Annotated in this window: 18 protein-coding genes; 12 read left to right on the plus strand and 6 right to left on the minus strand. The window is 66.1% G+C overall.

The genetic code is table 11. The features are described 5' to 3' along the window. Nucleotides 1-8 precede the first annotated feature (8 nt). A complete protein-coding gene (gene phhA / locus ACZ1I2_RS07775) occupies nt 9-884 on the plus strand; it encodes a phenylalanine 4-monooxygenase (protein WP_465170250.1) in 876 nt (291 codons plus the stop codon). A 29-nt stretch (nt 885-913) separates the two neighbouring features. Here phhA and ACZ1I2_RS07780 read toward each other — a convergent pair whose 3' ends face one another. Next, a complete protein-coding gene (locus ACZ1I2_RS07780; protein WP_465174512.1) occupies nt 914-1,891 on the minus strand; it encodes a 50S ribosomal protein L11 methyltransferase in 978 nt (325 codons plus the stop codon). Between the two features lie 157 nt (nt 1,892-2,048). On the opposite strand from ACZ1I2_RS07780, the gene ACZ1I2_RS07785 reads away from it, so the two are divergent. Next, a complete protein-coding gene (locus ACZ1I2_RS07785; RefSeq protein ID WP_465170248.1) occupies nt 2,049-2,438 on the plus strand; it encodes a winged helix-turn-helix domain-containing protein in 390 nt (129 codons plus the stop codon). Between the two features lie 121 nt (nt 2,439-2,559). Further along, a complete protein-coding gene (locus tag ACZ1I2_RS07790; protein ID WP_465174511.1) occupies nt 2,560-4,962 on the plus strand; it encodes a TonB-dependent receptor in 2,403 nt (800 codons plus the stop codon). A gap of 6 nt (nt 4,963-4,968) precedes the next feature. Here ACZ1I2_RS07790 and ACZ1I2_RS07795 read toward each other — a convergent pair whose 3' ends face one another. Further along, on the minus strand, nt 4,969-5,667 hold the full coding sequence (locus ACZ1I2_RS07795; protein ID WP_465174510.1) for an SDR family NAD(P)-dependent oxidoreductase: 699 nt from the start codon (nt 5,665-5,667) through the stop codon (nt 4,969-4,971). Nucleotides 5,668-5,784: 117 nt separating this feature from the next. On the opposite strand from ACZ1I2_RS07795, the gene ACZ1I2_RS07800 reads away from it, so the two are divergent. Both ACZ1I2_RS07800 and ACZ1I2_RS07805 read left to right on the plus strand, forming a co-directional pair. Further along, on the plus strand, nt 5,785-6,378 hold the full coding sequence (locus tag ACZ1I2_RS07800; protein WP_465174509.1) for a septal ring lytic transglycosylase RlpA family protein: 594 nt from the start codon (nt 5,785-5,787) through the stop codon (nt 6,376-6,378). 202 nt (nt 6,379-6,580) lie between these two features. Next, complete coding sequence (locus ACZ1I2_RS07805; RefSeq protein ID WP_465174508.1) at nt 6,581-7,264, plus strand: hypothetical protein; 684 nt, start codon at nt 6,581-6,583, stop codon at nt 7,262-7,264. Here the strand turns inward: ACZ1I2_RS07805 and ACZ1I2_RS07810 are convergent. From ACZ1I2_RS07810 to ACZ1I2_RS07820, 3 genes are all read right to left on the minus strand, one after another. Further along, nucleotides 7,252-7,827, minus strand: a complete 576-nt coding sequence (locus ACZ1I2_RS07810; protein WP_465174507.1) for a hypothetical protein — start codon at nt 7,825-7,827, stop codon at nt 7,252-7,254. The two genes, ACZ1I2_RS07805 and ACZ1I2_RS07810, sit on opposite strands and share 13 nt — an antisense overlap. A 90-nt stretch (nt 7,828-7,917) precedes the next feature. Continuing rightward, on the minus strand, nt 7,918-9,288 hold the full coding sequence (locus ACZ1I2_RS07815; RefSeq protein WP_465170242.1) for a methyl-accepting chemotaxis protein: 1,371 nt from the start codon (nt 9,286-9,288) through the stop codon (nt 7,918-7,920). 50 nt (nt 9,289-9,338) lie between these two features. After that, nucleotides 9,339-10,682: a methyl-accepting chemotaxis protein gene (locus tag ACZ1I2_RS07820; RefSeq protein WP_465173986.1), complete on the minus strand. Its 1,344-nt coding sequence runs from the start codon at nt 10,680-10,682 to the stop codon at nt 9,339-9,341. Between the two features lie 734 nt (nt 10,683-11,416). Here ACZ1I2_RS07820 and sdhC point away from each other — a divergent pair. From sdhC to creD, 6 genes are all read left to right on the plus strand, one after another. Continuing rightward, nucleotides 11,417-11,833 carry a succinate dehydrogenase, cytochrome b556 subunit gene (gene sdhC, locus ACZ1I2_RS07825; RefSeq protein WP_465174506.1) on the plus strand — a complete coding sequence of 139 codons (417 nt, stop codon included), beginning with the start codon at nt 11,417-11,419 and terminating at the stop codon, nt 11,831-11,833. Between the two features lies 1 nt (nt 11,834). Beyond that, entirely contained in the window at nt 11,835-12,224 is a 390-nt protein-coding gene (sdhD, locus tag ACZ1I2_RS07830) for a succinate dehydrogenase, hydrophobic membrane anchor protein (protein ID WP_465170240.1), read from the plus strand. Further along, nucleotides 12,224-14,026, plus strand: a complete 1,803-nt coding sequence (gene sdhA, locus ACZ1I2_RS07835; protein WP_465174505.1) for a succinate dehydrogenase flavoprotein subunit — start codon at nt 12,224-12,226, stop codon at nt 14,024-14,026. The genes sdhD and sdhA overlap by 1 nt, the downstream gene beginning before the upstream one ends. 89 nt (nt 14,027-14,115) lie before the next feature. Further along, entirely contained in the window at nt 14,116-15,009 is an 894-nt protein-coding gene (locus ACZ1I2_RS07840; RefSeq protein ID WP_465174504.1) for a glycoside hydrolase, read from the plus strand. A 64-nt stretch (nt 15,010-15,073) separates the two neighbouring features. Then, entirely contained in the window at nt 15,074-15,634 is a 561-nt protein-coding gene (locus ACZ1I2_RS07845; protein WP_465170237.1) for an ATP-dependent Clp protease proteolytic subunit, read from the plus strand. Between the two features lie 220 nt (nt 15,635-15,854). Continuing rightward, the gene (creD, locus tag ACZ1I2_RS07850; RefSeq protein ID WP_465174503.1) at nt 15,855-17,255 is read left to right on the plus strand and encodes a cell envelope integrity protein CreD; all 1,401 of its coding nucleotides are present in this window, start codon (nt 15,855-15,857) and stop codon (nt 17,253-17,255) included. Nucleotides 17,256-17,379: 124 nt separating this feature from the next. Here the strand turns inward: creD and ACZ1I2_RS07855 are convergent, their stop codons facing one another. After that, the gene (locus ACZ1I2_RS07855; RefSeq protein ID WP_465174502.1) at nt 17,380-18,531 is read right to left on the minus strand and encodes an alpha-hydroxy acid oxidase; all 1,152 of its coding nucleotides are present in this window, start codon (nt 18,529-18,531) and stop codon (nt 17,380-17,382) included. A 210-nt stretch (nt 18,532-18,741) separates the two neighbouring features. Here ACZ1I2_RS07855 and ACZ1I2_RS07860 point away from each other — a divergent pair, with 210 nt between their 5' ends. Next, complete coding sequence (locus ACZ1I2_RS07860; protein ID WP_465170234.1) at nt 18,742-19,527, plus strand: succinate dehydrogenase iron-sulfur subunit; 786 nt, start codon at nt 18,742-18,744, stop codon at nt 19,525-19,527. Nucleotides 19,528-19,580 lie beyond the last annotated feature (53 nt).

Here is a 19,580-nt window from a genome sequence, read left to right on the forward strand (position 1 = left end):
CATTTTTCATGGCCGAAGAAACGCATGTTCTCGATCGTCCGCCGGAAGGCGCGGCACCGGACTGGACCGTCCCGCAGGACTGGTCCCATTATACCGCGCAGGAGCATGCGGTGTGGGACACGTTGTTCGACCGTCAGGCGAAACTGCTCCCCGGCCGCGCGTCCGAGGCGTATCTGCGCGGGCTCGACGTGCTCAAGCTGTCCAAGCCCGGGATCCCGGATTTCGCGGAATTGTCCGAACGGCTGATGGGGCTGACCGGCTGGCAGGTGGTGGCAGTGCCCGGCCTGGTGCCCGACAATGTGTTCTTCGATCACATGGCGAACCGGCGTTTCGTCGCGGGCAATTTCATCCGCCGGCCGGACCAGCTCGATTATCTGCAGGAACCCGACGTGTTTCACGACGTGTTCGGCCATGTGCCGATGCTCGCCGACCCGGTGTTCGCCGATTATCTCGCGGCCTATGGCCGAGGCGGTCAGCGCGCGCTGGAGCTCGGCGCGCTCAAGCATCTCGCCCGGCTCTACTGGTACACGGTCGAGTTCGGCCTGATCGCCGAGCCCGAGGGCCTGCGCATCTATGGTTCGGGCATCGTCTCGAGCTTCGCCGAGAGCCGCTTCGCGCTCGACGATCCCAGCCCCAACCGCATCGCCTTCGACCTGAAGCGGGTGATGCGCACCGACTATCGGATCGACGATTTCCAGCAGAATTACTTCGTGATCCCCAGCTTCGACGAGCTGTTGCGGGTGACGGTCGAGACCGATTTCGCCCCGCTCTATGCCGAGATCATGGCCGAGCCGGACGTGCCGGTCGCGGAGATCCTGCCGGATGACCTGGTCCTGACGCATGGCACACAGGCCTATGCGCTGGAGAAGGCGGCGGCGCTCTAAATCCTCCCCGTGCCGGGGAGGAATTGGAGTTACCAGCTCCCGAACCCCGGCGTCTCCGCCGTCTTGTCGCTGTCGCGCACCGGCCGCCGCCATCCGAGCCGCTGTCGCTTGCGCAACCGCAGGGTCGGCCAGTCCCCGATCTGCGTTCGCCCGGCGAGGAAGAGCCCCTCGCGCCGATAGGCCCGCGCCACCGCCGCTGCCTGCGTCTCCAGCAATCCCGCCAGCACCAGAGTCCCGCCCGGCTCCAGCGCCGCCGCGATCGCGGGTGCCAGCGCGATCAGCGGCCCGGCCAGGATGTTGGCGACGATCAGGTCGTACGGCGCCCGCCGGAGGATCAGTGGATGGTCGAGCCCCGAGGCGACCGCCAGCGCCAGCCGCCCCTTGCCATGCCCCAGGGCGACGCCGTTGAGATCGGCATTGTCCGCCGTCACCTCGATCGACGCCGGATCGATGTCGGACGCGGTGGCATAGGCGCGCGGCCAGAGATGCATCGCGGCAAAGGCGAGCAGCCCGGTGCCCGTCCCGACATCGACGATATTGCGGAACATCGCCCCGCGCCGCTTCAGCGCGTCGAGCGTCAGCAGGCAGCCGGTCGTCGTCTGGTGCTGCCCCGTGCCGAACGCCCGGCTCGCCTCGATCCGGAAGGCGCGCGTGCCCGGCGGCACCGTGCCGCGATTGGCTTCGGTATGGATATAGAAGCGTCCGGCATGGACCGGCTCGATCCCGGCCTGGCTCAAGGTGACCCAGTCCTGCTCGATCACCGGTTCGGGCTTCGCCTTGCTGTTCGCCCCGCTCGGCACCAGCGCGCGCACCGCCGCCACGGTCGCCGCATCGGGCTTGCCGTCGAAAAACGCATCGAGCCGCCAGCGCAGCGGATCGTCCTCGACTTCCTCGCTGGTCAGCAGCACCGGCGCGGGGTCGAGCGCGGCCAGTGCCTCGGCTTCGAAGTCGATCGCCTCCGCTTCGTCGCGGGTGCAGGGCAAGGTCAGTTTCCAGCTTTCGGCCATGACGTGCCTGTGTCTCCATTCTTGCGAACCGCCAAGCAGAAGAACGCGGCGGCGACAAGGTCATGCGGTCGCGCTCCCGATGGTTCCCACTGGCCGATCCGCGTCGATCGGGCGTAAGGAAGCATCATGAACATCAGCGCACGCAAGGGCCAATAGGATGCGGGTCGGCCTGCTCAAGCTGAAGCTGCAGCTCCTGTGCGGCGACGGCTATGCGATGGGACCCGGCAAGGCCGATATCCTCGCCGCGATCGAGCGCGACGGGTCGATCTCGGCGGCGGGCCGGTCGCTCGGCATGAGCTATCGCCGCATCTGGCTGCTCGTCGACGAGATGAACCGCAGCTTCCGGGAGCGGCTGGTCGAGACCCAGGCCGGCGGCAGCAGCGACCGCGGCGCGCACCTGACCGATCAGGGCCGGGCGGTGCTCGCTGCCTATCGGGAGCTCGAGGCCGAGGCCGCCGTCGTGACTGAAGGCGACGCCTATCGGCGCCTCAGCGCGCTGGTCCGCGAGACGCCGCTCCCCGCCAGGCCGGGCCCGGCCAGAAAATAAACCCCGATTGGCGGCACTTCCGCGACGCCCGGCGCTTTCCCCGATCCGATTGCACTATATACGGGCATATATATCGACTCGACGCGCAGCCAAATGGCAGGTCGAACAAAAGGGGATTTCGATGGACGCACTTCGGTCCGGCGCGGCGCTCGTGTTTCTTTTCACTGCCTGTGCAGCCCCCGCCGGCGCGCAGATCGTCGCGAGCCCCGCCGCCGCGGTGCGCGACGATGCGGAGGACGATCCCGCGCTCGGCGAAGTGACCGTCACCGCCCGCCGCCGCGTGGAGGACGCGCAGCATATCCCGGGATCGCTCTCGGTGGTCGACGGAACGCTGCTCGACCGCTCCTATACGGTGAACACGCAGCAGCTGTCGCAACTGGTGCCCGCGCTCAACTACAGCTCGGCCAATCCGCGCAACACCGCCTTCACCATCCGCGGGCTCGGCAGCAGCGTGGTCGCGGTCAGCCAGGCGAATGACGGGCTGGAGCCGGGCGTCGGCTTCTATGTCGATCAGGTCTATCACGCCCGCCCCGCCACCGCCGCGTTCGACTTCAGCGATGTGGGCCAGGTCGAGGTCCTGCGCGGACCGCAGGGCACCCTGTTCGGCAAGAACAGCACCGCCGGCGCGATCAACATCACCACCCGCCTGCCGACCTTCACGCCCGAGGCGACCGAGGAGCTGTCGGTCGGCAGCTTCAACTTCGTCCAGGCCAAGGTCGCCGCGTCCGGCCCGCTGATCGGCGATGTGCTGGCGGCGCGCATTTCCGCCGTCGTCACCCGCCGCGACGGGGTGATCGACAATGTGCGCACCGGGCAGGACCATAACGGCATCGGCAACCAGGCCGTGCGCGGGCAGCTGCTCTACAAGCCGTCCGAGCTGTTCCAGCTCCGCCTGATCGCCGACTTCACCAATTTCGAGAGCAATTGCTGCACCCAGGTCTATTACCGCGTGGCGGAACGGCCCGCGTCGCTGCGCACCCTGTCGCGGCAATATCCCGCGCTCGCCGCCGGGCTCGGCTATGCGCCGCCCAGCCTCAACCCCTATGACCGCGTCACCGATATCGACGCGCCGCTCGGCGTCGACACCAACGAAGGCGGCGTCTCGGCGATCGCCGACTGGAATGTCGGCCCGGTCACCCTGACCTCGGTCAGCGCCTGGCGCTTCTGGAACTGGGATGCGGCGAACGACCGCGACTATACCGGCATCCCGATCCAGATGGTGCAGCACATCCCGTCGCGCCAGGACCAGTATAGCCAGGAACTGCGCGTCGCCTCGAACGGCAATGGCCCGATCAGCTATGTCGGCGGCCTCTATTTCTTCCGCCAGCGCGTCATCGGCCGGCCGATCTCGATCTATGGGCCGCAGGCGGCTTATTGGCTGATCGGCCCGACCACCGGCGCCAATGCCACACCCGTGCCGGCCAATCTGCTCGACGGGTACGGCACGGATGGGCGCACCGATTTCCAGTCGAACAGCTATGCCGCGTTCGGTGAGGTCAACTGGCGCCCGGTCGATCGCCTGACGCTCACCGCGGGCCTGCGCTATACCTGGGAGGACAAGAAGGGCAGCTACGACACCTTCGTGTTCGGCGGTCTCGCCACCTCCAACACCGCGCTGGTCAATGCCAAGCTGTCGATCCTGCGCGGGCAGAGCTATGCCGCGACGATCGGCGACGGCGCGCTCACCGGCCGTGCCAACATCGCCTGGCAGGCCACCGACAATGTGCTCGGCTATGCCAGCTTCGCGCGCGGGGCGAAGTCGGGTGGCATCAACATGTCGGGGCTGCCGCTCAACGACCAGAACCTGCCCGCGCTCGGCACGGCAGTGGTCAAGCCGGAACAGAACACGGCTTATGAGGTGGGCGTGAAGACGCGGCTGTTCGACAACCGGCTGATCCTCAACATCGACGGCTATTATACCCGCGTCACCGATTTCCAGTCGAACGTCAGCGACACGCGCGCCGCGGCGGCGCTGCGCACCTATCTCGCCAATATCCCGCTGGTCACGGTCAAGGGGTTCGAGGCCGATGCCACCGCGCTGGTCGCCCGCGATGTCTCGCTGCGCGCCTCGGTCGCTTATGCCGATGGCAAATATGCGAAATATCCCAACGGCCCGTGCCCGATCGAGCTGATCGGCAACGCCGCCGCGCCGTGCAACCTCACCGGGGTCGGGCTGCCCGGCTTGCCCAAATGGTCGACCACCATCGGGGCGGATTATGCCCATGCGGTCCCCGGCTTCGGCAGCGGCGGCAAGGCGTTCGTCCACCTCGACGCCAACGCCAAGACGAAGCAGTTCGGCGACCCGACCGGATCGCGCTTCACCGTGATCCCCGGCTATACCGTGGTGAACGGCAGCATCGGCATCCGCAGCGGCCATGGCTGGGAAGTGGCGCTGTTCGCGCGCAACCTGTTCGACCGGGATTATATCCAGAACGTCACGATCCAGGCCGGCAATTCGGGCCTTATCCTCGCGACGCCCAGCGACCCGCGGACGATCGGCCTGACCTTCCGCGCCCGGCAATAGTCTCAACTAGCGGACGTAGCTGGCCCCGTTCACGTCGATCACCCCGCCGGTCATCGAGGCCGGCGCGGCCAGCGCAAGGAAGCGTGCCGTCTCGGCCACTTCCTCCGGCATGGCGACGCGGCCGAGCGGGATGTCGGCGAGCAGCTTGTCGCCGCCCCGGCTCGACAGATATTCCTCGGCCATGCCGGTCATGGTGAAGCCCGGGCAGACCGCAAAGGCCAGGATGCCCTCGGCGGCATAACCGCGCGCGATCGACTTGGTCATCGCGACCATGCCCGCCTTGGACGCGGCATAATGCCAGTGCGCCGGGCTGTCGCCGCGATAGGCGGCGCGGCTGGCGATGTTGACGATCCGCCCGCCTGACCTGCGCTCCTGCCAGTGGCGCACCGCGAGCCGGCACAGCTCGGCCGATGCCGTCAGGTTGATGCGCATGGTGCGCTCCCAGTCGGCGACCCAGTCGTCATGCGGCCGGTCGAGCGGATTGGCTTCGAACACCCCGGCATTGTTGATCAGCACGTCGATCCGCCCGTCGAGCCGTTCCAGCGCGGCGTTCCACAGCGCCTGCGGCGCCGCCGGATCGGCGAAGTCGGCCGGGATGCCGCTTGCCGTGCCATGGCCGACCAGGCTGACGTCGGGAAGGGTGAGGGCGGTTGCGATCGCCGCGCCGATGCCGCGGCTGCTGCCGGTGAGGAGGATGTTGGTCATGGCCCGCGCCATAGCCGCGCCCGCCCGCCCGCGTCACCCCCGCCAGAGCCGCCTTCGGGACGAAAGGCCGGGAATCGAGGCTTCCAGACCCTGCATGGCTGCGTGTAGGGTCATCCCATGCGGGGTTTTCTGGCGACGCGGACGGGGATTGTGGCGGCGCTGCTGCTGCTGTCGGCCTGTGCCGGCGGCAATTTCCGCCCGGTCAGCGATCTGCCGGTCAAGATCGGCCAGCCCTACCAGGTGCGCGGTACAACCTATGTGCCCGCTGCCGATCCCGGCTATGACATGCTCGGCTATGCCAGCTGGTACGGCAAGGAATCGGGCAACCGCACCTCCAATGGCGAGCGTTTCGAGCCCGGCTGGATCACCGCCGCACATACCACGCTGCCGCTGCCGACCTATGTCGAGGTGACGGCGCTCGACACCGGGCGGCGCATTCTCGTCCGGGTCAATGATCGCGGACCCTTTGCGCGCGGCTCGCGCATCATCGATCTGTCGCGCGGCGCGGCGGAACTGCTCGGCATGAAGGCGCAGGGCCAGGCGCCGGTGCGCGTCCGCCGCGTCGAACCGCGGGAACGGGACCGCGAACGCCTGCGCAAGGGCAAGCCAGCGGAGGAGCTGCCACCGGTGCCGGACCGGGTGTTGCGTAACCTCCGGGCGCAGCTCGCGGCGGTAGTGCCGTCGGGAGGGAGTGCCGGTCTCGATCGCTAGGGATGGCGTGTTTCTCGCGTCGATTGGCCGGCCGCTATCCGCTCTACACGCCACCCCCGTTCGTTTCGAGCGAAGTCGAGAAACATTGACGGAGCGCCAGGCCCGGTTTCTCGACTTCGCTCGAAACGAACGGAGAGAGGGCGACGCTTACGGGAATCGACACGGCCGTATACTATGCGTCGGGCAGATCATGGGGTGACGCATGAGCGCGGAACGGTATGGGCAATCCATTGTCGGCCTCGGGCTGCGCGCGCTCAAAGGCGGTGCCGTAGTCGTCGCGCTCGCGGTCGATCGCGGCGAGCCCCACCTTCTGCTCGCCACCTTCCTCGCAACCCATGATGAGGGCGACCGCCTGTCGCTCGAACCCTATGGCGTCGCGGCTGGGATGGCACTGGGTCCTGACGGCAAGGCATCGGCCGAAGCTATCGCCACCGTGGCGGAGGGGCGGAAACGCCAGGACCGGCTGGCGGCGGAGGGCCTGCAGGCTATCGTCGATCGCCTGAAGGCCGAGGGGCATGACAAGGTCGCCGCGGCGCTCCTCGTCAATCGCGCCGGCTGGGTCACCGATCTGCTCGACTACAGCCTCGCCTGGGCGGACCATGTGCCCGTCGCCGAAGGGCTCGCCGTGCGCGAGGCGTTGCGGTCCGGAGTGCAACACTGTCGCATCGACAGGGTCGAGCTGGACGAGAAATCGCTTCCCGATCTCGCGCATGAAGTGCTCGGGCTGTCAGCAGCAGAGATCGCTGCGCACCTGAAGGATTTGGGCGCGACGGCGGGCAAGCCATGGCGAAAGGAGCAGAAGGCCGCCTGCCTGGCCGCCTGGATCGCGGTTCTGCGGGCGAGTTTCTCGGCCAAAAGGAGCGTCGGTCCAGACTATCCCGCATAAAGAACGACGGCATATCTCCGCTTGGTATCGATCACGATCAGGCCCTCGGCATTGGCAGTGATCGTATAAAAGCCGCCTGGAGTCGCCAGCATATCCCCGACGGAGACGGGCAGCCGGGTCGTGGTTCCGCAGCCGCCCTCCGCGTTTCGGGCGAAGAGCGTGAACGGGGTGGCGCCTGGATCAGGCTGGGCTTTGAGGTTCACACCTTTGCCTGCCCTCACCAACGGCAATGGCGTCCGCTTCCACGTACGATATGGGTTGCGGGCGTTTTCTTTGGGAATAGTCGCTCCATCCAGCATCGCCAGGCCTTCGCGTTTCAGGCGTGCCGTTGTTTCCGGTGTTAATTTGTAGATCGCCATGAAACATCCCTCGCGGATCCCGATCGAGTAGCTGGAATGAGCGACGGAGAGATACGCCAGGCTTGACGGCAATTGGCCCCTGGGGGTGTCCCAGTCGAGCCACGCGCACATGGCGAGCGGCAGTGAGATTATGACGAGCGCGGCGATGCGGGCTGCTCGCAGGCAACCAGGTTCGCCCCCGGTAGGGGACATGTCGTTTTCCATGATTTCCGCTGTAGCGGACAGACGTGAAGCCGGTGTGCTGAGACGGTCCGCAATTGGTGCAATTGCCGACTCGTTGGAGGCACCTGAGACTTACGCCGCCACGCTCGCCGAGAACGTATCCGCCGCGCCCTTCAACCCGCTCAGCCGGTCGTCCACTTCGCCGAACTCGCGCCCAAGCGCGTCGATCTCGGTCGCCACGCCTTCGGTGTCCTCGCGGATCGTCGCGATGGTGTTGGACATGGAATCGGCGGCGAGCGCCGTCTCGTCGACGGCCGCCGTGATCGCGGTCACCGTCTGCGCCTGTGCCTCCATCGCAAAGCGGATGCGGTTGGCGCTTTCCTGCACATCGGCGACGGTCGTCCTGATCGAGGCATTGGTCTCGACCGTGGAGCGGGTGGCGGACTGAATCGCGGCGATCTTGCTGGCGATGTCGTCGGTGGCGCGCGCGGTCTGGCTGGCGAGCGACTTCACTTCCTGCGCGACCACGGCGAACCCCCGGCCGGCATCGCCCGCGCGGGCGGCCTCGATCGTGGCGTTGAGCGCGAGCAGATTGGTCTGGCCGGCGATGTCGCGGATCAGCCCGAGGATCGATTCGATCGACTGGGCATGGCCGCTCAAGGTTTCCGACATGCCGACCGCTTCACCCGCCTGGCTGGAGGCGCGCGTCGCGATTTCCGCAGCCGCTTCCACTTCGCTGCGCGCATCCTCGATCGCCCGGATCAGGCCGGCGGCGGTGCGTGCCGCTTCGCGCATCGCGACGGCCGATTGTTCGGCGGCGGCGGCGACTTCGGAGGTCTTGCCGAGCATGCCGCGCGCCGAGGCGGAGGCGCGGTGCGCCTGTACCCGGATGCGATTGCCGAGCGAGGCGGTGCCCTCGATCGACTGGGCGATGCTTTCGCTGAACTGGGCCGAGCGCGCGCGGCGCTCCTCGCGCGCCTGCTCCACGTCGCGGGCGCCGAGATGCGAGGCCATCACATCGGCTTCGACCAGGCCGAGGCGCTGGATCACGTCGCCGATCTCGCGCAGCCGGCTGGTGTCGTCGCCCATCTTCTCCTCGATCACCTCGAGCGTGCGGCTGTGCGAGAAGCTCAGCGACGACAGCAGCGCCTGGAGCGGGATGTTGAGCTTGTGCGATCCGGAGGCGTGTTTGATCGCCATCAGCATCCAGGCGTCGTCGAACGGCCGCTGATATCTGGCGCGGGTATATTCGGCACTCCGGCGTATGCGCCTGGCAAGCTGGTCGGGGTCGAGCAGCGGGCGCAGATGCGCCACCGCCGGCAGCGACAGATAATGTTCCCAGAAAGAGGCCGCGATGACCTCCTCGCTGCCCTGGATCAGCCGCGCGATCTCGGCCGCGGCCGGCGCGATCGCCCCGTCCCAGTCATAATTCGCCACATGCTCGGCGACGGAGCGCGAATCGCCGCTCCAGCCCCCTATCGTGCCGTTACCTTCTTGCGCCATTCAGCCATCCTCCCAATGCCCCATCCTCCCGATGCTCATGAGTCTCGGGCTCATGCTGCAACCTTGGCGACGAACTCGCCCGCACTGTTCTTGAGCGTGCCAAGCCTACCATCCAGTGAATCGAATCCCTGGCCGACACGTTCGATCTCCGATGCGACCATTTCGGTATCCTCGCGGATCGCGGCGATGGTGTTGGACATGGAATCCGCGGCGAGCGCCGTCTCGTCGACCGCGGCGGTGATCGCGGTCACCGTCTGCGCCTGCGCCTCCATCGCGTAGCGGATGCGGTTGGCCGATTCCTGCACGTCGGACACCGTCGCCTTGATCGAGGCATTGGTGTCGACGGTGGAGCGCGTGGCCGACTGGATCGCGGCGATCTTCGCGGCGATGTCGTCGGTCGCGCGCGCCGTCTGGTTGGCCAGGCTCTTCACTTCCTGCGCGACCACCGCGAAGCCGCGACCGGCGTCGCCCGCGCGCGCCGCTTCGATCGTGGCGTTGAGTGCGAGCAGATTGGTCTGGCCGGCGATGTCGCGAATCAGGCTCAGGATCGATTCGATCGACTGGGCATGGTCGGACAGGGTTTCGGACATGCCGACGGCAAGGCCCGCCTGGCCGGAGGCGCGGGTGGCGATCTCGGCGGCGGCCTCGACCTCGGAGCGGGCATCCTCGATCGCGCGGATCAGGCCGGCGGCGGTCCGCGCCGCTTCGCGCATCGCAATGGCCGATTGTTCGGCGGCGGCGGCGACTTCGGAGGTCTTGCCGAGCATGCCGCGCGCCGAAGTGGAGGTGCGCAGCGACTGGCCACGCAGCGCGCTCGATTCCTGAGTCGCGCTTTCGACCATCTGGGCGATGCCGTCGCGGAACTCGGCGGCCAACCGGTCGCGCCCACCCTGGGCGAGATGCTCGCGATAGCCATTATAGAGCGCGACGGTGATCTCCCCCTCCAGCGCGGAGAGGCGCATCAGCGTATCGACCAGCACCGGCAGCCGATCGTCGTCGCGGTCGATCTTGCGGGTGACCACGCCGAGCGCGACCCGGTCGCTCGCGTTGATCATCGACAGCAGGGCAAGCGGGGAGACATTGCCGAGAAAGGCGGCGGCGACCGATCGTTCGACCGATTCGATCCAGACGCGGCCGGTCGTGTCGAGGAAACGGTTCCGCAGGAACACGCAGCCCACCTCGATCATCTTCTCGGTCTCGTGCGACGCCCAGACCCGGTCGTCGGCGAAGCAGCGCAGCCATTGCTGCCAGTAACCTTCCGAGATCGACCGGATTTCCGGCTCGATCACGCTCCACGCATCGCGACTCGCGCGCGCCAGCGACCCGTCGACATCGAACACGCGCAGCCTGGCCGCGATGTCGACCTGGGCGGCAATCGTGCCGGGGGCGGGCAAGTCACTGGGGGTCAAGGGCGAAACTCCGATAGCTGGCGACCGACCGCCTCGGGGCGGTTCGCACGGGAGTTACGCCGGATAAGATTAAAGGGCGGTTAGGATGTGAGGGCGGATCGGCGCGGTCAGCAGTCCAAAGCGTCATGCCGGACTCGTTCCGGCATCCAACCTCCCGCAGGCGCTGTCGGGGATTTGGAGAGATGGCCTGACAACAAGTGCCGGGGAAGTAGGGAGCTTGGTAGCAGCCTGCTTTTTGAGTCTGAAGGGCGACTCATGGCGCTCATGATCCGCGAGCGATTCACTTCATCCTCCTAATCTGGTGAAATCACCTCGCCGCCACCGACACATCGGCACGGCAAATAGAGGCAAGTAAAGCACCATGAACTCCTCATACCCCTCGCGTAATTTGGTAAGTCGAGCAGCAATCATGTCATGGTCGAGTAGCCCGGCCGAATCCGCGCCTCGCAAGTGCACCCCAAGAACCCGTTCGCACCCTTCAAATAACATCCGCACAGGCGCCAAGAACCACTCGATTTTGCCCCGCTCGCAGGTGGGTCGCGAAATTCAGCGAATAGTTGCCAGTCGGTCGCAACTTCGCGCATTTTCCAACGCCGTTTCTGCCGCGCTACTTGACGCGAACGCTCCCATCCGCCCCACCGCACCCGTCCAATCCGCCTTGCATCGCGGCACGCGCGGACTAATACGGCGCCACTGACCGTCCGAGAGGATTTCCCGCCTTGGCTAGCCCACGCAACCCTGCCCGACCAATCTCGCCGCATCTGACGGCGTGGAAATGGGGCGTCCATATGACCGTCTCGATCCTGCACCGCGTGACCGGTGACGGGCTGGCGACGGTCGGCACGATCCTGCTCGTGTGGTGGCTCGCGGCGCTGGCCGGCGGCAAGGAAGCCTATGCGGCCTTCACCGACATCTTCACCGTGGCGGACGGCAAGCTCAACATCATCGGCTATGTCTTCGGCATGGGCCTGACCCTGTCGCTGTTCCAGCACATGGCCAGCGGCATCCGCCATTTCGTGATGGATGCGGGCGCCGGCTTCGAGCTCAGGACCAACCGCACCGGCTCCTGGCTGACCTTCGTCTTCTCGATCACCTTCACCGCCCTGTTCTGGGCCTATCTGCTCGTGGGGAAATAAGATGGGCAACGGTACCGAACTCGGCCGGGTCCGCGGCCTCGGCTCAGCCAAGGAAGGCTCGCATCACTGGTGGAACCAGCGGCTGACCGCCGGCGCCAACCTGTTCCTGATGCTCTGGCTGCTGCTCTCGATCGCACGCCTGCCCAATTATCAATATGAGACGCTGCACGACTGGATCGCCTCGGCCTGGGCCGCGATCCCGATGATCCTGCTGATCGCCTCGGTCTTCTATCATTTCCGCCTGGGCCTTCAGGTCGCGATCGAGGATTATCTCCACGACGAGGCGCGTGTCGCCGCGATGCTCGCCCTCACGTTCTTCACCGTCGCGTCCGCCGCGATCGCCATCTTCTCGATCCTCAGGATCGCCTTTGCCGCCGGAGCGCCAGTCTGATGCCGGAAGCCTATAAGATCATCGACCACACCTATGATGCCGTGGTCGTGGGCGCCGGCGGTTCGGGCCTGCGCGCGACCATGGGTATCGCGGAGTCGGGCCTGAAGACGGCCTGCATTACCAAGGTGTTCCCGACGCGCAGCCACACCGTCGCGGCGCAGGGCGGCATCGCCGCCAGCCTGGGCAACAATACGCCGGATCACTGGACCTGGCATATGTTCGACACCGTCAAGGGATCGGACTGGCTCGGCGACCAGGACGCGATCGAATATATGGTGCGTGAGGCGCCCGCCGCCGTCTACGAGCTGGAGCATGCCGGCGTGCCGTTCAGCCGCAACGAGAGCGGGACGATCTATCAGCGCCCGTTCGGCGGCCATATGCAGAATATGGGCGAGGGGCCTCCGGTGCAGCGCACCTGCGCCGCGGCGGACCGCACCGGCCATGCCATGCTTCATGCGCTCTACCAGCAGAGCCTGAAGTACGACGCGGACTTCTACGTCGAATATTTCGCGCTCGACCTGATCATGGAGAATGGTCAGTGCCGCGGCGTGATCGCTTTGTGCATGGAAGACGGCTCGATTCACCGCTTCCGCAGCCATGCCGTGGTGCTGGCGACGGGCGGCGGCGGCCGCGTCTATCAGTCGGCGACCTCGGCCCATACCTGCACCGGTGACGGCAACGGCATGGCGCTGCGCGCCGGCATCGCGCTGCAGGACATGGAGTTCGTGCAGTTCCACCCGACCGGCATCTACGGCGCGGGCGTGCTCATCACCGAGGGCGCGCGCGGCGAGGGTGGTTACCTGACCAACTCCGAGGGCGAGCGCTTCATGGAGCGCTATGCGCCGTCCGCGAAGGACCTTGCCAGCCGCGACGTGGTCGCGCGCTCGATGGCGATGGAGATGCGCGAGGGTCGCGGCGTCGGCGAGCACAAGGATTATATCTACCTGCACCTCGATCATATCGATCCCAAGGTGCTGCACGAGCGCCTGCCGGGCATCACCGAGACGGGCAAGATTTTCGCCGGCGTCGACCTGACGCGCCAGCCGCTGCCGGTCACGCCGACGGTGCATTATAATATGGGCGGCATCCCGACCAATTATCACGGCGAGGTCGTGCACAATAAGGACGGCAATCCCGACACGATCATCCCCGGCCTGTTCGCGGTGGGCGAAGCGGCCTGCGTCTCGGTGCACGGCGCCAACCGGCTCGGCTCCAACTCGCTGATCGATCTCGTCGTGTTCGGCCGCGCGACCGGCCTGCGTTTGAAGGATCAGCTCAAGCCCAACACCCCGCACAATGCGCTGCCCAAGGGTTCGGAGGAGTTCGCGCTCACCCGGCTCGATTATTTCCGCAACGCCAAGGGCGCCGCACCGACCGCGCAGATCCGCGCCGAGATGCAGCGCACCATGCAGAAGCATTGCGCCGTGTTCCGCGACACCGCTTTGCTGGCCGAGGGCGTGACGAAGATGGACGCGATCTACTCCAGCTTCGCCGATGTCGGCATCAGCGACCGCTCGCTGATCTGGAACACCGATCTGGTCGAGACGATGGAGCTCGACAATCTGATCGGCCAGGCCGTGGTGACGATCAAGGGTGCCGCCAACCGCAAGGAAAGCCGCGGGGCGCACATGCACGAGGATTTCCCCGAGCGCGACGACGCCAACTGGATGAAGCACACCGTCGCGACCTTCGACGGCTGGGGCGGCAAGGGCGGCACCACCGAGATCGACTACCGCCCGGTGCACGACTACACGCTCACTGACGACATCGACTATATCAAGCCGAAGAAGCGGGTTTACTGATCCGACCCGGCAATTTGATTCAACATCCGGCTCGACGCTGATAGACGGTTCTCCGCTGTTGTTGACGCGAGGAGCCCGCGGCTGAGACGATGAACTATAGCGGGCGTCTCGTGCTGCTGCTCGGCTGCATTCTCCCGGTGCAGATCGTCGCGGCGTGCGCCTCTCCCGCGCCGGATGTCGCCTCGCCGCCAGCGTCTTTATCGGTCGATCCCTTTTACGCGAAATATGTCGATGCGGACGGCATCCCCGTCCTGTCCTCGGCCAAGGTGCCCGATCGCGCGCTGCTGGTGGCCAGGCAGATCATCCAGGGCATGCTCGATCATCGCCCCGATCTCGCCCAGGGGCTGGCCGCCTCGGGCTACCGCGTCGCGATCATGGCGGAGGACGAGAGCACGCTCGACCTGCCCGAGCAGCGTGACTGGAAGAGGCCCGGCCGCGACGATCCCCGGCTGACCCGCTGCGAGCGCAAGCATTATGACGAGCGCATCGGCCGCATGACCGACCGTGCCTATTGGAACTACCGCGCTCGCGGCATGGCCGGGAAACTGACGAGCGGCGCGGTCGAGGATCTGCTCGGCCAGCGCAACTCGCGCTATTACGGCCAGACGATCTTCCTCCACGAATTCTCGCACGACATCCTCCAGGCGATCCGCGCGATGGACCCGGGCCTCTACCGGCAGGTCGATCGTGCCTATCGCGCAGCCCTCAGGGCCGGCCGGTGGAAGGGCGAATATGCCTCGACCACGATCGACGAATATTGGGCGGTGGGCAGCCAGTTCTGGTTCAACTCGGGCCGCATCGTGATCTTCGACGGCCGCCGTATCCTGTCCCATGACGAACTGCAGGCCTATGATCCCGCGCTCTACGCGGCGCTGGGCAGGGCCTATGGCGCGAGCCACCGGATCGAGGGCGATCCCTTCTATCTGAGCGAGGCGCGCATCCCGCCGGGGCCGCTACCGGCCAATACTGCTGAAGTCTGTTGAAGCTGCTATCCGGTCTTTTCGCGTCGACCCGGAACCTCCCGGTCGCGACTCAGTTAGGGGCGCCATGACCGAACCTCGCTATCCGCTCCTCGCCAAGCCGCACATCCGCCTGTCCGGCCCCGTCGATCAATATATGTATCAGAGCTTCCGCCAGCAGCTCGATACCTGTCCGGAGCAAGGCGCGCTGGTCATCGCGATGACCACGCTCGGCGGCGACCCCGAGGTCGCGCGGACCATGGCCGACGATATCCGCCTGCTCGAGGACCATGACGGCCGCGAGATCCTGTTCCTCGGCAAGGTCGCGGTGTATTCGGCCGGCGCGACCTTCATGGCGGCCTTCCCAGTCGATCGCCGCTTCCTCACGCGCCACACGCGGCTGATGATCCATGAGCGGATCATCTCGAAGCAGCTCAACATCAACGGCCCGCTGCGCATGTGCATCGCCAGCCTGAAGGCGACCCTGCATGAGATCGAGCATTCGATCCTGATCGAGGAAGAAGGCTTTCGCGATATCGTGAAGGGTAGCCGGGTCGATTTCGAGGACCTGCGCGAACGTGCGCCCGCCAACTGGTATATCGAGGCGGAAGAAGCGCGCGACCTGGGGCTGGTGCTGGACGTGATCTGATATTCCTAAGCCCCTCCCCTTCAGGGGAGGGGTTGGGGTGGGGCGGTCCAGTGAGTGGAGTCTCCGTGAGACTCCCCCACCCCCCACCCCCCTGCCCCTGCCCTGAAGGGGAGGGGAGAAGAAGGCCCTGCACGCGTTCTGCACAACCATTCCTCCCGATCCACTTTGGCGTCGGCCCCGGCGCCCCGCTAGCTGAAGGTCTCCTAAAAGGGAGACCATCATGTCCGCACGCCATGCGTCAGAACGCTCGCCCGGGTTCAAGCTGTTGCTGCCGTTCCTGATCGGCACGCTGCTCGCGATCCCGCTCTTCGCCATCTATCTCCTCGTCTATGATCGCCAGACTCAGTCGGAGACCGCCCAGGCATCGATCGCGCAAGGCTGGGGCGGGCCGCAGGCGATCGCCGGGCCGGTGCTCGTCATCCCCTATTCGAAACAGACGACCGAGACCGTCACCGAGAATGGCAAGCAGGTGACCAGGACCAGCACGAGCTGGCACGACATGACCCTGTCGCCCGATGCGACCAGGCTGAAGACCGATCTCAAGCCCGATCTGCGCCACCGCTCGATCTACGACGTGGTGGTGTTCGAGGCGCGCAACCAGGGCAGCGCACGCTTCACGCTGCCGGCCGACCTCCAGCGTTTCGGTGTCGCGCCGGATGCGCTGGCGCTCGATCGCGCGCAGATCCGCTTCGGCATCAGCGATGCGCGTGGCCTGTTCGGCTCGCCGCCCGCGGTGTCGGTCAACGGCAAGCCCGTCTCGCTCCAGCCGGGCAACGGCATGCGCGAGACGGGCGGATCGGGCTTCTACGCCTGGTTCGATGCGAGCGACCTGCGTGGCCGGCCGATCGGCGTGGCGTTCGATTATGCGGTGCGCGGCAACGGCTCGCTGTCGCTGGTGCCGAACGGCGGCGATACCGCATGGCGCGTGCTGTCGTCCTGGCCCAGCCCGAGCTATCAGGGCGGCTTCCTGCCAGTGCAGAAAAAGCCGTTCGGCAAGGGCTTCGATGCCAGCTGGCGCGTCGGCAACCTCGCGCTGGGCAGTCCGCTCGTCGCCTTCGACCAGGCCTCGGGCGACGCGTCGTCCGCCCAGGCCGCCGGCGAGGGGCGCCGCGCTGGCGAGACGGCCGAGCATGAAGCACGGGTCGACCTGCTCACGCCGGTCGATCTCTACAGCCAGGTCAACCGCTCGGTGAAATACGGCTTTCTGTTCGTCGGTTTCACCTTCCTTGCCTTTCTGATGTTCGACGTGATCGGTGGGGTGCGGGTGTCGGCGATCGAATATGGCCTGGTCGGATCGGGGCTGGTGCTGTTCTTCGTGATGCTGCTCGCCTTTGCCGAAGTGATCGGGTTCACGCCGGCCTATGCGGTGGCGGGCGGCGCGATCGTCGCGCTGCTCACCGCCTATTCGGCCGCGGTGCTGGGCAGCTGGCGGCGAAGTCTGTTCATCGGCGCGCTGATCTCGGCGCTCTACGGCGTGCTCTATGTGCTGCTCAGCCTCGAGGACCTGTCGCTGCTGGTCGGTTCGGTGATGCTGTTCGTGGCGCTTGCCGCGGTGATGTTCCTGACGCGGAACATCGACTGGGGCGGGGCGCCGATCCAGCCAGAAAGGGAAGCGGCCTAGTATTAAAAGCCCCTCCCCTTCAGGGGAGGGGTTGGGGGTGGGGGCCTCCGATTTCCTCCAACTCCAGCATTTGAGGGACTGCCCCACCCCAACCCCTCCCCTGAAGGGGAGGGGCTTGAGAAGGTCAGTTCCGCCAGCGCAAATTGCCCCGGGTCAGCTCCGCCACCGACTTCACCCCCATCAGCTTCATGTCCCGCTCGATCTCCGCCTGCAGCCGCCCAAGCACCCGCTCGACCCCGGGCTGGCCCGCCGCCGCCAGCGCATAGAGATACATCCGTCCGCCCGAGCAGGCCTTGGCCCCGACGCTCAGCGCCTTCAGCACATGGCTGCCGCGGCGGATGCCGCCGTCGCAGATCACGTCGATCCTGTCGCCGACCGCATCGACGATCTCAGCCAGCTGGTCGAAGGGCGATCGGCTGCCGTCGAGCTGCCGCCCGCCATGGTTCGACACCATGATCGCCGTCGCGCCGATATCGACCGCGCGCTTCGCGTCCTCGACTGACATGATGCCCTTCAGGCAGAATTCGCCGCCCCATTGTGCGCGCACGCCCTCGGCCGTCTTCCAGTCCATCGACGGATCGAGCATCTTGTTGAAATAGTCGGCGACCGACAGCGCGACATTGGTCCCTTCGGACACATGGTCCTTCAGGTTCGACAACTCGAACTTCCCGCGGAACAGATAATCGAGCGTCCAGCCCGGGTGAGTCGCGAAGCTGATCGCCGAGGCTGGGGTCAGCTTTGGCGGCGAGGTGAAGCCGGTGCGCAGGCAGCGCTCGCGATTGCCCGACACGATCGTGTCGACGGTCAGCGCGATACAGTCGAACTTGGCCTCCTTGCAGCGTTCGACCAGCGCGTGGTTCAGTCCCTTGTCCTTGTGGATATAGAGCTGAAACATCTTGGGGGTGCTGATCGTCCGGCCGATCTCCTCGATGCTGACGGTGCCAAGGCTCGAAATGCCGAAATAGGTCCCGAACTTCTCGGCCGCGCGCGCGACGCCGCGCTCGCCATGCCAGTGGAACAGGCGCTGCAAGGCAGTTGGCGACAGGAACAGCGGCATGTCGATCTTGCGGCCCATCACCGTGGTGCTCATGTCGATCGTCTCGACGCCGGCGAGCACGCTCGGCACCAGGTCGCACGACTCGAACGCCTCGGTGTTGCGGCGCTTGGTCGCCTCGTCATCGGCGGCACCGTCGATATAGTGATACACGGGGCCGGGCAGGCGCTTGCGGGCGAGGGTGCGGAAATCCTCGACATTGTGGCAATCGCTCAGTCTCATATTTTGCCCCGTTTGGTCATATGCTGGACTTCGCCCTACGATTCTTGCCCGGTGCCCGCAACGCCGGCGATGATGCCTGCTCCGTCGCGGAATTTGCAATCATGCGGTGATCCGACGCCGCGGACCGCGCCAAAGGGTTGCACGCGCGCGCCGAAAGGCATAGCCGCTTTCCGCGACGCACCATTTCGTTTCCGCCGGAGACTTTCAGGCATGGCCGAATTCAGACTGCCCCCGAACAGCCGACCCAAAAAGGGCGGCAAGGTCCACAAGGCAGCCGCCGAGGCAAAGCGGGTCAAGAGCTTCAAGATCTACCGCTACGATCCCGATGCCGGCGAGAACCCGCATTACGACATTTTCGAGATCGATCTCGACAATTGCGGCCCGATGGTGCTCGACGCGCTGATCAAGATGAAGTCGGAGCAGGACAGCTCGCTGACCTTCCGCCGCTCCTGCCGCGAGGGCATTTGCGGGTCGTGCTCGATGAACATCGACGGCAAGAACGGCCTCGCCTGCACCACCGCGATCGAGGACGTGAAGGGCGATATCCGCATCACGCCGCTGCCGCATATGGAAGTGATCAAAGACCTCGTTCCCGATTTCACGCATTTCTACGCGCAATATTCCTCGATCAAGCCGTGGCTGCAGACCGTCACGCCGCCGCCCTCGGGCAAGGAGCGGCTCCAGTCGCCGGCCGATCGCGAGAAGCTCGACGGCCTGTACGAGTGCATCCTGTGCGCCTGCTGCTCGACCGCCTGCCCGAGCTATTGGTGGAACAGCGACAAGTTCCTCGGCCCCGCGATCCTGTTGCAGGCCTATCGCTGGCTCGCCGACAGCCGCGACGAGATGACCGGCGAACGACTCGACGAGCTGGAGGATCCGTTCCGCCTCTATCGCTGCCACACGATCATGAACTGCGCGAATGTCTGCCCCAAGGGCCTCAACCCGGCCAAGGCGATCGCCGAGATCAAGAAGATGGAAGCAGAGCGAGTCGTCTGAGGCTCGTCGCGTGACCGAAACCAGCGCGCCCGCTACCTTCCTCTATGAGGAGG

This window comes from Sphingomonas sp. BL-S-29 (assembly GCF_055521495.1).